The following is a 13,738-nucleotide window of genomic DNA, read 5'->3' as shown; positions in this document are numbered from 1 at the left end:
CCCCTCATGAGCGTCGGCCTAGGCATGCCGGCTGCACCTCCGCCCACCCTGGCGCCACGTCGTAAGACCCGCCAATTGAAGGTCGGCGGAGTCGGGGTGGGTAGCGACCATCCGATCGCGGTGCAGTCGATGTGCACCACCAAGACCCACGACATCAACACGACCCTGCAGCAGATCGCGGAGCTGACCGCTTCGGGTTGCGACATCGTGCGGGTGGCCTGCCCCCGCCAGGAGGACGCCGACGCGTTGGCCGAGATCGCCCGGCACAGCCAGATCCCGGTGATCGCCGACATCCATTTCCAGCCCAAGTACATCTTCGCCGCGATCGACGCCGGTTGTGCCGCGGTCCGGGTGAACCCGGGCAATATCAAGGAGTTCGACGGGCGGGTCGGCGAAGTGGCCAAGGCGGCCGGCGCCGCCGGCATCCCGATCCGAATCGGCGTCAATGCCGGTTCTTTGGACCAGCGGTTCTTGGCCAAATACGGCAAAGCCACCCCCGAAGCATTGGTGGAGTCCGCGCTGTGGGAAGCGTCGCTGTTCGAGGAGCACGGCTTCGGCGACATCAAGATCAGCGTCAAGCACAACGATCCGGTCGTGATGGTGGCCGCCTACGAACTGCTGGCCGAGCGCTGTGATTACCCGCTGCACCTGGGCGTCACCGAAGCCGGCCCGGCTTTCCAGGGCACCATCAAATCCGCCGTGGCGTTCGGCGCGCTGCTGTCGCGCGGCATCGGCGACACCATCCGGGTGTCGCTCTCGGCGCCGCCGGTGGAAGAAGTCAAGGTCGGCAACCAGATTCTGGAGTCGCTCAACCTGCGGCCGCGCGGTCTGGAGATCGTGTCGTGCCCCTCGTGCGGGCGGGCTCAGGTGGATGTCTACCGGTTGGCCAACGAGGTCACCGCCGGGCTGGAGGGGATCGACGTCCCGTTGCGGGTCGCGGTGATGGGTTGTGTGGTCAACGGCCCCGGCGAAGCGCGCGAGGCGGATCTGGGTGTGGCATCCGGCAACGGCAAGGGCCAGATCTTCGTCAAGGGCGAGGTGATCAAGACCGTTCCCGAGGCGCAGATCGTGGAGACCCTGATCGAGGAGGCCATGCGTCTGGCGGCCGAGATGCAGGATGGATCTCCCGGCGGTTCGCCCACCGTCGCCGTAAGCTGATCGCAGCCGGGTCGCCGTAGGCGCGCGGCAGTTGAGATCGCCAGAAAGAGTCACTATGTCGGCTCCGCCCGAGTTCCGTCTCGACCAGCGACGGGTGTCCGTCGCCCGTGACGCCGCTGCGGTCTGGCGGGTGCTCGAAGAGGATCCGATCGGTTCCTGCATGGTCGCCGCCCGGGTTGCCGATCACGGTATCGATCCCCGGTCGATCGGCGGGGAACTGTGGACACGCGGCGGCGTGGACGAATCCTTGTGTTACGCGGGCGCGAACCTGATCCCGCTGCGCGGCGCCCCGGCCGACCTCACCGCGTTCGCTGACAAGGCGGTGGGTGCGATCCGCCGCTGCTCGTCGCTAGTGGGCCGGGCTGAGTTGGTGTTGCCGATGTGGCAGCGCCTCGCCGATTCCTGGGGCCCGGCGCGTGACGTGCGTGAGAGCCAACCGCTGATGGCACTGCACACCATGCCCGCGTGCCCGATGGATGCCGAAGTGCGCCAAGTGCGTCCCGGCGAGCTCGATGCCTATCTGGTGGCCGCCGTCGACATGTTCATCGGCGAGGTCGGTGTGGATCCGCGGGCCGGCGACGGCGGCCGCGCCTACCGCCGGCGCGTGGCGAACCTCATCGCGTCGGGCCGGGCCTGGGCGCGCTTCGAGCGGGGCGAGGTGGTGTTCAAGGCCGAGGTGGGCTCCCAGTCACCGGCGGTGGCGCAGATCCAGGGCGTCTGGGTGCATCCGGACCGGCGCGGCCGCGGGCTGGGCGCCGGCGGCACCGCGATGCTGTCCGCGGTCATCGTCGGCACCGGGCGCATCGCCAGCCTCTACGTCAACGACTTCAACGCGGTGGCCCGGTCCACCTATGAGCGGGTGGGTTTCACTCAGGTCGGCACCTTCGCGACCGTGTTGCTCGACTGATCTCGGGATCTCTTCGTGTTCTTCGCCGAAACTGCGGCTGGCGCGGAGAAGTTCGAGTAGCGGACACGCCAACGACAGTCTCGGTGCGCCTCCGCGGGGCAACCGTTTCTGTTTCGTAACATCAGCCCCAATGACAACTGCAAGCTCATTCGTCACACGCGTCACGGGTCTGGTGGCCGTGGTGCTGACCGCGGCCGGCATGGCGGCCTGCACACCCCGCCCCGACGGCCCAGGACCCGTCGCCGAGCGGTTCTTCGCCGCGCTGGCCACCGGAGACACCGCGACGGCCGCAGAACTCAGCGACGACCCGTCTGCGGCACGCAGCGCACTCAACGCCGCCTGGGCCGGCCTGCAGGCCGAACACCTGGATGCCCAACTGCTCAGCGCGCGCTACAACGACGACACCGGCAGCGTGGCATATCGCTACACCTGGACGCTGCCGAAGAACCGGACCTGGGCCTACGACGGCCAGCTCAAGATGGTCCGAAACGAAGGACACTGGGCGGTCCGCTGGACGGCCACCGGCCTGCATCCCAAACTGGGCGAGCACCAGACTTTCGCGCTGCGGGCCGACCCGCCGCGTCGCGCCGCCGTCAACGAGGCCGGCGGGACCGACGTGCTGGTGCCGGGCTACGTCTACCACTACATGTTGGACGCCACCCGGGCCGGCCGAAACCTGATGCGCACCGCGCGGGCGGTAGTCGACACCTTGCGCCCCTTCGACGACGCATTGGGTGAGCCGCAGTGGCTGGCCGAACGGGCCAGTTCCTCAAGGTCTCCGCTCGACCTGATCACGCTGCGCAAGGCGGATCACGACCGTGTCGAGCCCGTCATCGGCTCCCTCCCGGGCGTCGTGGTCACCCCGCACCCGGATCTGTTGCCCACCGATGACCACTTCGCGCCGATGCTCATCAGCGAGGTCAAGAAGGCCGTCGCGAACCAACTCGAAGGTGCCGCGGGCTGGCGTGTCGTCAGCGAGAACCAGAACGGCGTCGACGTCGCGGTTCTGCACGAGGTCGATCCGGCGCCCGCACCCTCGCTGACCATCAGCCTGGACCGGGCGGTGCAGCGCGCCGCCCAGAACGCGGTCAACACCCGCGGCGACAAGGCGATGATGGTGGTGATCAAGCCGTCGACCGGTGAACTGCTCGCCGTTGCGCAGAACGCGGCTGCCGATGCCGACGGCCTGGTCGCGACCAGTGGCCTGTATCCCCCCGGATCAACGTTCAAGATGGTCACCGCCGGCGCGGCGATCGAACGGGACATGGCCACGCCGAACTCCATGGTGGGTTGCCCCGGTGAACTCGACATCGGCCAGCGCACCATCCCCAACTACGGCGGATTCGACCTGGGCCTGGTGCCGATGTCGCGGGCCTTCGCCAATTCGTGCAACACCACTTTCGCCGAGCTGGCCAGCCGGATGCCGCCGCGGGCGCTGTCGCAGGCGGCCAGCCGCTACGGGATCGGGGTGGACTACCTGGTTGACGGGATCACCACCGTCACCGGCTCGGTTCCGCCGACCGTCGACCTGGCTGAACGTACTGAGGACGGCTTCGGTCAGGGCAAGGTCTTGGCCAGCCCCTTCGGCGTCGCCCTGGCTGCGGCGACGGTGGCCGCCGGACACACACCGGTACCCCGCTTGATCGAAGGCCGTCCGACGGCGGTCAACGGCCCGGTGGCGGCCCCGGTGAGCGCGGAGATGCTCGACGGGCTGCGCGAGATGATGCGGTTGGTGGTGACCGACGGCACCGCACGCGACATCGCCGGCTGCGGCCCGGTCTACGGCAAGACCGGGGAGGCCGAGTTCGCCGGTGGCTCGCATTCCTGGTTCGCCGGATACCGCGGTGACATGGCCTTTGCGTCGCTGATCGTCGGCGGTGGCAGCTCGCAGTACGCGGTCCGGATGACCAAGGTGATGTTCGACTCGCTGCCGGACAACTTCCTGCTGTAGCGGCGTAAATTGAGAACCCATGACGGGTCTCAGCGACGATATAGCCGACGTGGCCTTGCGGATCTCGGATGCGGACCGCAACGGCACGTTGCGCCGCCTGCACAACGCCGTCTCCCTCGGACTGATCGACATCGGGGAGTTCGAGGAGCGCGCGGCGCAGGTGTCGCAGGCACGGATGCGCTCGGAGCTCGACACCCTGATCGGTGACCTGCCGGGTCCCCGCGCCATCGTTACCTCGGCGGCCGACCGGGTCGAGCTGCGCGGCTGGGCCGGGTCGCTCAAACGCCACGGAGAATGGATCGTGCCGACCCGGCTGGCATTGGTGCGCCGCCTGGGCTCGGTAGACCTTGACCTCACTAAGGCCCGGTTCGCCGGTCCGGTCGTGGTGATCGAACTCGACATGCGATTCGGATCGGTCGACATCCGACTGCCCGAAGGTGCCAGCGCCTCGATCGACGATGTCGAGGTCTACGGCGGCAGCGCCCGCGATCGCCGCACCGACCCGCCCGCCGAAGGGGCTCCGCACCTGGTGCTGACCGGCCGCGTGGTGTGCGGCTCGGTGGACATCAGGGGTCCGCGGCGCAAGCTCCGCTGGCGGCGCTGACCAGCGCCGCGGTGTCGATGGCGGTGATCCGCTTCGCCCGGCTCCGCCGGCCTGGCGATCACCGTTAGGCTGGCGTAATGCCCGTTCGTGCTCCGCTTTCTCCCGGCGTGCTGTCTCCGACGCTGCCGGTGCCCCGCCTGATCCCGCGCCCGGAATACGTCGGCCGCGCTACGGCTGCCGAGGGGTCCGAGCCGTGGGTGCAGACTCCCGAGGTGATCGAGAAGATGCGGGTGGCGAGCCGGATCGCGGCGGGTGCGCTTGCCGAGGCGGGCAAGGCCGTCGCGCCCGGCGTGACCACCGATGAGCTGGACCGCATCGCCCACGAGTTCATGGTCGACCACGGCGCCTATCCCTCGACGCTGGGCTACAAGGGCTTTCCCAAGTCGTGCTGCACGTCGCTCAATGAGGTCATCTGTCACGGCATCCCCGACTCGACGGTGATCGCCGACGGCGACATCGTCAACATCGACGTCACCGCCTACATCGACGGCGTGCACGGCGACACCAACGCCACCTTCCTGGCCGGGGACGTCTCGCAGGAACACCGACTGCTGGTCGAGCGCACCCACGAGGCCACCATGCGCGCCATCAAGGCGGTTAAACCCGGCCGCGCACTGTCGGTGATAGGCCGGGTCATCGAGTCTTATGCGAACCGGTTCGGTTACAGCGTGGTCCGTGACTTCACCGGTCACGGGATCGGTCCGACCTTCCACAACGGTCTGGTGATCCTGCACTACGACCAGCCCGAAGTCGACACCGTCATCGAGCCGGGGATGACCTTCACCATCGAGCCGATGATCAATCTCGGCGGCCTGGACTACGACATCTGGGACGACGACTGGACGGTGGTCACCAGCGACGGACAGTGGAGTGCTCAGTTTGAACACACCCTGGTGGTAACGGACGACGGCGCCGAGATTCTGACCCTGCCGTGACTTACGGCTGTTGTCTGTAGAGCCGTTAAGGGGCCCGCCAAAACCGCCCCCTGGCGCCCGAGGGGCTGTAGCGTGGCGCAGATGCCGGGCACGATGATGACCATCGACGGGTTCCCGATTCCGGTCGATGTGGCAGGCCCCCAAAACGGGCCCGTCGTCGTTGTGCTCGCCGCGGCGCAGCACCCGGTCACCGCCTACGACGCGGTTTGTCAGCGATTGCACACCGCCTCGTTGCGCACCATCGTGATCGGCGCGGACCCGCGTCTGACGCCCAAATCGGTGATCGGCATCCTCGACTCGCTGGGCGTGCAGTGCGGCGTGCTGGTGGGCGATCGGACCGGTGCCGACAATGCCTGGGAACTCGCGGCCACCCGACCAGACCGCTTCACCGGCCTGGTGGCGCTCGACCGGGGTCACCCCCGTGCGCCTGATCTGAGCGGTGCGATCCGGGACGAGCGCTGCCCGCCGGTGGAGATCAACACCACCGTGCTGGTCAGTTCCCGGGCCACCGCGTCAGTGGCCAACGCCAGCCAGCGGTTCGTCTACGGCGAGCACCGGTTGGTGATGCTGCCCGGGCGACGCAGTGCCGGTGAGTTCACCGCACAGTTCGCCATGGAGATCGTGTTGCGCGCCAGCACCTGGTAATACGCAGCGGGGAAGAGTAGGTTCCGGCGTAGCCGGCGAACGAGGGAGCGCCGGCTAAAAATAATGAAATACGTATCTGGGGGGATACAGAATGCTGTCTTGGGGGGAATCAATACCGGCGTTGCTGCGTGAACGTGCTCAGCAGTGGCCCGATCGGCCGGCGTTCACCTACATCGACTACGAGGTCGATCCGGCCGGGTACGCCGACACCCTGACCTGGTGGCAGGTTCTGCGCCGCACCGAGGCCGTGGCAGCGGAGGTCGCCGCAATCGCCTCCCCGGGCGACCGGGTTGCGTTGCTCGCACCGCAAGGCCTGGAATACATCGCCGGGTTCTTCGGCGCGATGGAAGCCGGCTGCATCGTGGTGCCGCTACCGGTACCGGCGTTCGGCAGCCACGACGAACGAGTCACCGCGGCGCTCAAGGACTGCGCACCGGCCGCGGTGCTCACCACATCGGCCGTCGCCGCCGATATCCACGGGTGTGTCGGCGCTGTCGGCGGCAGTTCGCCCGCGATCGTTGAGGTGGACCTGATCGATCTCGATGCCCCCGTGCCCTGGGAGGGAACCGGCGCGCTGCCGACCAAGACCGCGCTGCTGCAATACACATCCGGTTCGACCGGCTCGCCGAGAGGCGTCGTGGTCTCGCACCGCAACATCTTCGCCAACATCGAACAGGTGATGGCGGACTACTTCGGGCAGGACGGCGGAGCGCCGCCGCCCGACACCACGCTGGTGTCCTGGCTGCCCTTCTACCACGACATGGGTCTGCTGTTGGGGGTGATGGGAGCCGTCTTGCTGGGCCGCCACTCGGTCGTGATGAGCCCGATCGCGTTCCTGCAGAAGCCGTCTCGATGGATCCAGCAGCTGGCCATCAACCCCTGTGCGTTCACCGCCGGGCCCAACTTCGCGTTCGAACTGGCCGCGCGCCGGACCACCGATGAGGACATGGCCGGCCTCGACTTGAGCAGGGTTCACACCATCTTGAGCGGTAGCGAGCGCATCCACGCGGCGACGATCCGCCGCTTCACTGACCGCTTCTCCCGGTTCGGCCTGCCTGCCAACGCGCTGGCACCGTCGTACGGGCTGGCCGAGGCAATGGTCTACGTCGCCTCGGCACCGCGCGCGAACCGTCCGGTGACCGTTCGGCTCGATTACGAGAACCTGGTCGGCGGCACCGCGCAGGCTGGCCCGGGCGGGGCGGAGCTGGTCAGCGTCGGCGCCCCGCGGGCGTGCACGGTGCGGATCGTCGACCCCGAGACCCGCACCGAGAGCCCCGATGGGCATGTCGGTGAGATCTGGGTGCACGGGCCCAACGTCGCCAGCGGCTATTGGCACAACCCGGAGGCCACCGAGCGCACCTTCGGCGGGCACCTGGAGTCGCCGTCCGCCGGCACACCGGTGGGGCCGTGGCTGCGCACCGGAGATCTCGGCGTCATCTACGCGGGCGAGATGTTGGTGGTCGGTCGCATCAAAGACTTATTGATCGTCGACGGCCGAAATCACTACCCCGACGACATCGAGGCGACCGTGCAGGAGCTCACCGGCGGACGCGTTGCCGCGGTGCCGGTCAGCGGTGAGGGCGGCGAGCAACTGGTGGTCATCGCCGAGGTCAAGAACCGGGGCAACACCGTGGAAGAGCAATTGGCGACCATAGCGGCCTTGAAAAAAGATGTCGCGGCATCGGTTTCCCGATCTCACGGGGTCCGGGTTGCCGACCTGGTGCTGGTTGCTCCCGGCTCGCTGCCGATTACCACCAGCGGCAAGATCCGTCGCTCCACATGCGCTGACTGTTATCGCACCGCTCAATTTCGACGGCTGGAGCCCGTCGACTGAGCGCGGGCGGGTAGCCTGACAGCACTCAAATGTCAGGGAAGACCGTCGTCGGCGAAGGAGCACAATGACCCGGGCCGCGATGCTCTCCCAGACCGAGCTGCAACAACTGGTCGCCTCCGGCGAGATCGACACCGTTGTGGTGGCATTCGCCGACATGCAGGGCCGGTTGGTCGGTAAGAGGGTCGCCGCGGAGCACTTTCTTGCTGAGGTCGCCGGACACGGCGTGGAGGCCTGCAGCTACCTGCTGGCCGTTGACGTGGAGATGAACACAGTCTCCGGTTACTCCATCGCCGACTGGGGAACCGGCTACGGCGATCTGGTGCTCAAACCGGACTTCGCAACGCTGCGGCGCATTCCGTGGCTGCCTGGCACCGCCCACGTGCTGGCCGACGCACTGTGGCCGGACGGCACCCCGGTCGCGGTGGCCCCGCGCCAGATCCTGGCCGCCCAAGTCGCCCGACTGACCGAGCGCGGGCTGGTTGCCTACGCCGCAACGGAACTGGAGTTTCTGGTCTTCGAAGACAGCTACCGGCAGGCGTGGGCCGGCGGGTATCGCGGGCTGACTCCGGGAACGGACTACAACGCCGATTACGGTCTGGTCGCCGGCACTCGGCTGGAGCCGCTGCTGCGTGACATTCGGCTGGGGATGACCGGCGCGGGACTGCGGTGCGAGGGCGTCAAGGGGGAGTGCAACACCGGCCAGCAGGAGATCACCTTCCGCTATGAGGAGGCGCTGACCACCTGCGACAACCACAGCGTCTACAAGAGCGGTGCCAAGGAGATCGCCGACCAACACGGCAAGAGCCTGACGTTCATGGCGAAGTTCGACCAACGCGAAGGCAACAGCTGCCATGTGCATCTGTCATTGCGCAGCACCGAGGGTGCTCCGGTGTTCGCCGATCCTGCCGCCCCGCACGGTATGTCGGCGTTGTTCCGCGCCTTTTTGGCGGGCGTGCTGGCCACGCTGCCCGAGCTGACTTTGTGCTACGCACCGAACATCAACTCCTACAAGCGATTCGTCGGGGGCAGCTTCGCTCCGACGGCGATTGCGTGGGGCCTGGACAATCGCACCTGTGCGCTGCGGGTTCTCGGCCGCGGCGACTCGATGCGAGTCGAGTGCCGGGTGCCGGGCGGCGATGTGAATCCCTATCTGGCGGTGGCCGCCCTGATCGCGGCGGGGTTGCACGGCATCGACAATGACCTTGCGCTGCCCGAACCGGTCGACGGTGACGCCTACCGGGGCGGGTTGCCGCACCTGCCTACCACGCTGGGCGCGGCTATGGAGTTGTTCGCCGAATCGGCAGTCGCGCGCAAGGCGTTCGGCGACGAGGTGGTCGAGCATTATCTGCACAGCGCCCGTGTCGAATTGGACGCATTCAACACCGCGGTGACCGACTGGGAGAGGGTCCGGGGTTTTGAACGCTTCTGAACCCCCTCGCCCGGTGGTGGGTCTGACGACCTACCTGGACCGAGCGAAGTTCGGGGTCTGGGATGCGCGCGCCGGCCTACTGCCCGCCCAGTACATCCAGGGCATCACCGCCGCCGGCGGTATCGCAGTGCTGCTGCCGCCGCAGCCGGTGACGCCCGAGATCGCCGCCGGCGTGCTCGCCGGGGTGAGTGCCCTGGTGATCACCGGCGGGCGCGACCTCGACCCACTCGGGTACGGCCAGACGCCGCACGACGAGACCGATCGGCCCGACACCACCCGGGACGCATGGGAATTCGCCCTGCTGGCCGAGGCGATGCGGCGCGGAATGCCGGTGCTGGGGATCTGTCGTGGCGCCCAAGTGCTCAACGTGGCCCTCGGTGGGACACTGCACCAGCACCTGCCCGACGTCATCGGCAAATCCGGGCACCGGGCGGGCAACGGCGTCTTCACCCCGATGCCGGTGCGCACCGTGGCCGGCACCCGGGCGGCCGCGCTTCTCGGCGAGACCTGCCAGGTGCAGTGCTACCACCATCAGGCGATCGCCGAGGTGGGTGCGAAACTTGTCGTCAGTGCGCGCGATGACGACGGGGTCATCGAAGCGATCGAGCTTCCCGGGGAGGACTTCGTGCTCGCGGTTCAGTGGCATCCCGAGGAATCCCCGGACGATCTGCGGCTGTTCGCCGCGATCGTGGCCGAAGCGGGCAAGTACGCGGCAACACGGGTGAGCGAATGATCCGCGAAGGCGACGGCGAGCGAGGAACGAACGAGCAAGGAGCCGAGACATCAGTACCGACCTGATCAACCCGGCCACCGGCGCGGCCTTCGCCACCGTCGACCATGTCGAAGCCGCCGCCGTCGACGACGCGGTGCGCCGGGCGCAGGCCGCCCAGAAGCGGTGGGCCAAGCTTGCCCCGGCCGAGCGAGCCGCCGCGCTGCGGGACTTCGCCGCGATTGTCGGCGCCCACATCGACGAGCTGGCTGCGCTGGAAGTCACCAACTCCGGCCATCCGGTGTCGGCCGCGGAATGGGAAGCCGGCCATGTCCGCGACGTGCTGCAGTTCTATGCCGCCAGCCCGGAGCGGCTGTCCGGCAAGCAGATACCGGTCGCCGGCGGTCTCGACGTCACCTTCCACGAGCCGCTCGGCGTCGTCGGGATCATCACCCCGTGGAATTTCCCGATGCCGATCGCCGCATGGGGTTTCGCCCCGGCGCTGGCCGCCGGTAACGCGGTGTTGATCAAGCCCGCCGAATGGACGCCGCTGACCACGCTGCGCTTGGCGGAACTGGCCGCTGAGTCGGGGTTGGACCCCGACCTGCTGCAGGTGCTGCCGGGCCGCGGGGCGGAAGTGGGGGAGCGTCTGGTCACCCACCCGGGCGTGGCCAAGATCGTGTTCACCGGTTCCACCACCACCGGCACCCGGGTGCTGCAGGCGGGGGCGGCCGGGGTCAAGCGGGTCACGCTGGAACTCGGTGGCAAGAGCGCCAACATCGTCTTCGCCGATTGTGACCTGGAGCAGGCGGCGGCGACGGCGCCCTACGGCGTGTTCGACAACGCCGGACAGGACTGCTGCGCACGAAGCCGGATCCTGGTGCAGCGCAGCGTCTATGACCGCTTCATGGAGTTGCTGGAGCCCGCGGTGACGGGTGTCGTGGTCGGCGATCCGACCTCCCGTGACACCGAGATGGGCCCGCTGGTGTCCCGCCCGCACTGGGAGAAGGTGGCCTCCTATGTGCCCGACGACGCCCCGGTCGCCTTCCGCGGTCACGCGCCCACCGGACCCGGATTCTGGTTCCCGCCCACGGTTCTGACTCCCGCGGCCACCGACCGATCCGTCACCGAGGAGATCTTCGGCCCGGTGGTGACGGTGCTGCCGTTCGACGACGAGGCCGACGCCATCACCATGGCCAACAACACCGTCTACGGGTTGTCCGGCTCGATCTGGACCAACGACCTGTCCCGGGCGCTGCGCGTCTCGCGGGCGGTGGAAGCGGGCAACCTGTCGGTGAATTCGCACTCCTCGGTGCGTTTCACCACTCCGTTCGGGGGCTTCAAACAGTCGGGGCTGGGCCGGGAATTGGGCGCGGACGCCCCACTGGCGTTCACCGAGACCAAAAACGTATTCATCGCAGTGAAGGAGACGCAGTGACCGACCTGACCCAACGCCTGGCCGGACGGGTGGCCGTGGTGACCGGTGCCGGTGGCGGAATCGGCTTGGCATCCGCGCGGCGGATGCGCGCCGAAGGCGCCCAGATCGTGGTCGGTGACCTCGACCAGGCGGCGGGCACCGCGGTCGCCGACGAGCTCGACGGTCTGTTCGTCCAGGTCGACGTCTCCGATCAGGACCAGGTCGACGCGCTGTTCGACACCGCGGCCCAGACATTCGGGTCGGTGGACATCGCCTTCAACAATGCCGGCATCTCGCCGCCCGACGATGACCTGATCGAAACCACCGAACTGCCTGCTTGGCAACGGGTTCAGGACGTCAACCTCAAGTCGGTGTACCTGTGCTGCCGGGCGGCGCTGCGGCACATGACGCCCGCCGGGCGGGGATCGATCATCAACACCGCATCGTTTGTGGCGGTGATGGGTTCGGCCACCTCCCAGATCTCCTACACCGCCTCCAAGGGCGGCGTGCTGGCCATGTCCCGTGAGCTCGGTGTGCAGTACGCCCGGCAGGGCATCCGGGTCAACGCGCTGTGCCCGGGGCCGGTGAACACTCCGCTGTTGCAGGAGCTGTTCGCCGCCGACCCGGAGCGCGCCGCGCGACGGCTGGTGCACGTGCCAGTGGGCCGGTTCGCCGAGCCGGAGGAAATCGCGGCCGCGGTCGCCTTTCTGGCCAGCGATGACGCCTCGTTCATCACTGGCTCGACGTTCCTGGTGGACGGCGGGATCAGCTCGGCGTACGTCACGCCGCTGTAGCCGCCTGGCCCGGTCCGGCTAGCGCATCGAGTACCGCACCGGAAGGCGCTTGAGGCCGCCGACAAACGTGGTCGCCGACAGTTCGGGCGTGCCGGCGAACTCGATGGACTCCAGGCGCGGCACCAGTTCGGTGAACAGGCTGTTGAGCTCCAGACGGGCCAGAGCCGCGCCCAGGCAGAAGTGAACGCCGTAGCCGAACGACAGGTGCTTGTTGGGGTCGCGGCCGATGTCGAACGTGAAGGGGTTGTCGAAGATGTCCTCGTCGCGGTTGGCCGAGACGTAGGACAGCAGGACCGACTCACCCTCGGGAATCGGCACGCCGCGCACCTCGGTGTCGCGGGTGGCGGTGCGCATGAACTGCTTGACCGGCGTGGACCAGCGGATCATCTCCTCGACAGCCAGCGGTATCAGGCTCATGTCGTTCTGGAGACGCTCGAACTGATCCTGGTGCTCGACCAGCGCGCACAGGCCGCCCGAGATGGCGTCCTTGGTGGTGTCGTGGCCGGCGCTGGCGACGATGACGTAGTAGGACAGCGTGTCCATGTCGGACATGAGTTCGCCGTTGATACGGCCGTTGGCGATGGCCGAGGCCAAGTCCCCGGTGGGGTTGGCCCGCCGCGAGGCCGTAAGGGCGGAGAAGTAATTGAAGAAATCCAGCAGCACGGCCATGATCTCGTCTGCGCCGCCCTGGCCGCGCTGGTGCTCGGCGTCCTCGCCACCGAACATCTCCTGTGTCAGCTTGAGCATGCGCGGGAAGTCCTCCTCGGGCAGGCCCAGCAGTGACAGGATCACGTACAGCGGAAAGTTGATGGCGATCTCGGTGACGAAGTCGCACTCCGGGCCGATCTCGGCCATCCGGTCGACGTAGCGTTTGGCCAGTTCGTCGACGCGGACCTTGAGGTCGCGCATGGCCTTGGGGCGGAACCAGTCCGCGCCGATCTTGCGGATGTCCCGGTGGTGCGGGTCGTCCATGTGGATCAGCGTGCGCAGTCCGATGCCGGCCTCCTGGTCGGCCTTGACCCGGTCCTCGACCTTGGCCTGTAGCAGCATGGGACGCGGTTCACTGACCCAGAGTTCGTTGTCGCGCTCGATGTCCATGATGTCGGCGTGCTTGGTGACTGCCCAGAACGGCCGGTACGGCGGGGCGTCCACCCACGACACCGGCTGGTTGGCGCGCAGCCAGGCCAGTGAGCTGTGCAGGCGCTCGTTATCGGTGTAGGCCTGAGGGTCGGCGAGTACTCGGCCGTGCTCGCTGGTGTTGCGGTGGGTGGTCAGCGCGCTCACTGGGGACTCCTCGCGGTCGTCGAAAACTTGACGGGTGTCAAGTCGCAGTATGGACCAGACTGTGGCATGGG

12 protein-coding genes are annotated in these 13,738 nt (G+C 67.9%); 11 read left to right on the top strand and 1 reads right to left on the bottom strand.

Translation table 11 applies throughout. The features are described 5' to 3' along the window. Positions 1-6 precede the first annotated feature (6 nt). The 11 genes from ispG (at position 7) to EJK91_RS07560 (ending at position 12,383) form a co-directional block, all read left to right on the top strand. The gene (gene ispG, locus EJK91_RS07610) at positions 7-1,158 is read left to right on the top strand and encodes a flavodoxin-dependent (E)-4-hydroxy-3-methylbut-2-enyl-diphosphate synthase (RefSeq protein ID WP_024443192.1); all 1,152 of its coding nucleotides are present in this window, start codon (positions 7-9) and stop codon (positions 1,156-1,158) included. Between the two features lie 55 nt (positions 1,159-1,213). Further along, a complete protein-coding gene (locus tag EJK91_RS07605) occupies positions 1,214-2,065 on the top strand; it encodes a GNAT family N-acetyltransferase (protein ID WP_024443191.1) in 852 nt (283 codons plus the stop codon). A gap of 199 nt (positions 2,066-2,264) precedes the next feature. Then, the gene (locus EJK91_RS07600) at positions 2,265-4,016 is read left to right on the top strand and encodes a penicillin-binding transpeptidase domain-containing protein (protein ID WP_369797611.1); all 1,752 of its coding nucleotides are present in this window, start codon (positions 2,265-2,267) and stop codon (positions 4,014-4,016) included. Positions 4,017-4,035: 19 nt separating this feature from the next. Then, on the top strand, positions 4,036-4,620 hold the full coding sequence (locus EJK91_RS07595) for a DUF1707 SHOCT-like domain-containing protein (RefSeq protein WP_024443189.1): 585 nt from the start codon (positions 4,036-4,038) through the stop codon (positions 4,618-4,620). Positions 4,621-4,697: 77 nt separating this feature from the next. Further along, positions 4,698-5,555: a type I methionyl aminopeptidase gene (gene map / locus EJK91_RS07590; RefSeq protein ID WP_024443188.1), complete on the top strand. Its 858-nt coding sequence runs from the start codon at positions 4,698-4,700 to the stop codon at positions 5,553-5,555. Positions 5,556-5,636: 81 nt separating this feature from the next. Then, complete coding sequence (locus EJK91_RS07585) at positions 5,637-6,200, top strand: alpha/beta fold hydrolase (RefSeq protein ID WP_024443187.1); 564 nt, start codon at positions 5,637-5,639, stop codon at positions 6,198-6,200. Between the two features lie 91 nt (positions 6,201-6,291). After that, a complete protein-coding gene (locus tag EJK91_RS07580) occupies positions 6,292-8,034 on the top strand; it encodes an AMP-binding protein (RefSeq protein ID WP_125078605.1) in 1,743 nt (580 codons plus the stop codon). A gap of 64 nt (positions 8,035-8,098) precedes the next feature. Next, positions 8,099-9,463, top strand: a complete 1,365-nt coding sequence (locus EJK91_RS07575; protein WP_125078604.1) for a glutamine synthetase family protein — start codon at positions 8,099-8,101, stop codon at positions 9,461-9,463. Beyond that, positions 9,450-10,196 (top strand): gamma-glutamyl-gamma-aminobutyrate hydrolase family protein, encoded by a 747-nt coding sequence (locus EJK91_RS07570; protein WP_241178643.1) that lies wholly within the window; start codon positions 9,450-9,452, stop codon positions 10,194-10,196. The genes EJK91_RS07575 and EJK91_RS07570 overlap by 14 nt, the downstream gene beginning before the upstream one ends. A gap of 49 nt (positions 10,197-10,245) precedes the next feature. After that, positions 10,246-11,610, top strand: a complete 1,365-nt coding sequence (locus EJK91_RS07565; protein ID WP_125078602.1) for an aldehyde dehydrogenase family protein — start codon at positions 10,246-10,248, stop codon at positions 11,608-11,610. Continuing rightward, positions 11,607-12,383 (top strand): 3-oxoacyl-ACP reductase, encoded by a 777-nt coding sequence (locus tag EJK91_RS07560; protein WP_024443182.1) that lies wholly within the window; start codon positions 11,607-11,609, stop codon positions 12,381-12,383. The genes EJK91_RS07565 and EJK91_RS07560 overlap by 4 nt, the downstream gene beginning before the upstream one ends. An 18-nt stretch (positions 12,384-12,401) precedes the next feature. Here EJK91_RS07560 and EJK91_RS07555 read toward each other — a convergent pair whose 3' ends face one another. After that, positions 12,402-13,667, bottom strand: coding sequence for a cytochrome P450 (locus EJK91_RS07555; RefSeq protein ID WP_241178642.1), 1,266 nt, complete (start codon positions 13,665-13,667; stop codon positions 12,402-12,404). Between the last annotated feature and the right edge of the window lie 71 nt (positions 13,668-13,738).

The sequence above is a fragment of the Mycobacterium sp. P7213 genome, from assembly GCF_900604305.1.
Taxonomy (GTDB): domain Bacteria; phylum Actinomycetota; class Actinomycetes; order Mycobacteriales; family Mycobacteriaceae; genus Mycobacterium.
This window is presented reverse-complemented; position numbering and strand designations above follow the sequence as displayed.

What these genes read in the sequence shown, in the direction of transcription:
- map (WP_024443188.1), top strand. Translation starts at nt 4,698, where the DNA reads ATGCCCGTTCGTGCTCCGCTTTCTCCCGGCGTGCTGTCTCCGACGCTG.
- ispG (WP_024443192.1), top strand. Translation starts at nt 7, where the DNA reads ATGAGCGTCGGCCTAGGCATGCCGGCTGCACCTCCGCCCACCCTGGCG.
- EJK91_RS07605 (WP_024443191.1), top strand. Translation starts at nt 1,214, where the DNA reads ATGTCGGCTCCGCCCGAGTTCCGTCTCGACCAGCGACGGGTGTCCGTC.
- EJK91_RS07600 (WP_369797611.1), top strand. Translation starts at nt 2,265, where the DNA reads ATGGCGGCCTGCACACCCCGCCCCGACGGCCCAGGACCCGTCGCCGAG.
- EJK91_RS07580 (WP_125078605.1), top strand. Translation starts at nt 6,292, where the DNA reads ATGCTGTCTTGGGGGGAATCAATACCGGCGTTGCTGCGTGAACGTGCT.
- EJK91_RS07575 (WP_125078604.1), top strand. Translation starts at nt 8,099, where the DNA reads ATGACCCGGGCCGCGATGCTCTCCCAGACCGAGCTGCAACAACTGGTC.
- EJK91_RS07585 (WP_024443187.1), top strand. Translation starts at nt 5,637, where the DNA reads ATGCCGGGCACGATGATGACCATCGACGGGTTCCCGATTCCGGTCGAT.
- EJK91_RS07595 (WP_024443189.1), top strand. Translation starts at nt 4,036, where the DNA reads ATGACGGGTCTCAGCGACGATATAGCCGACGTGGCCTTGCGGATCTCG.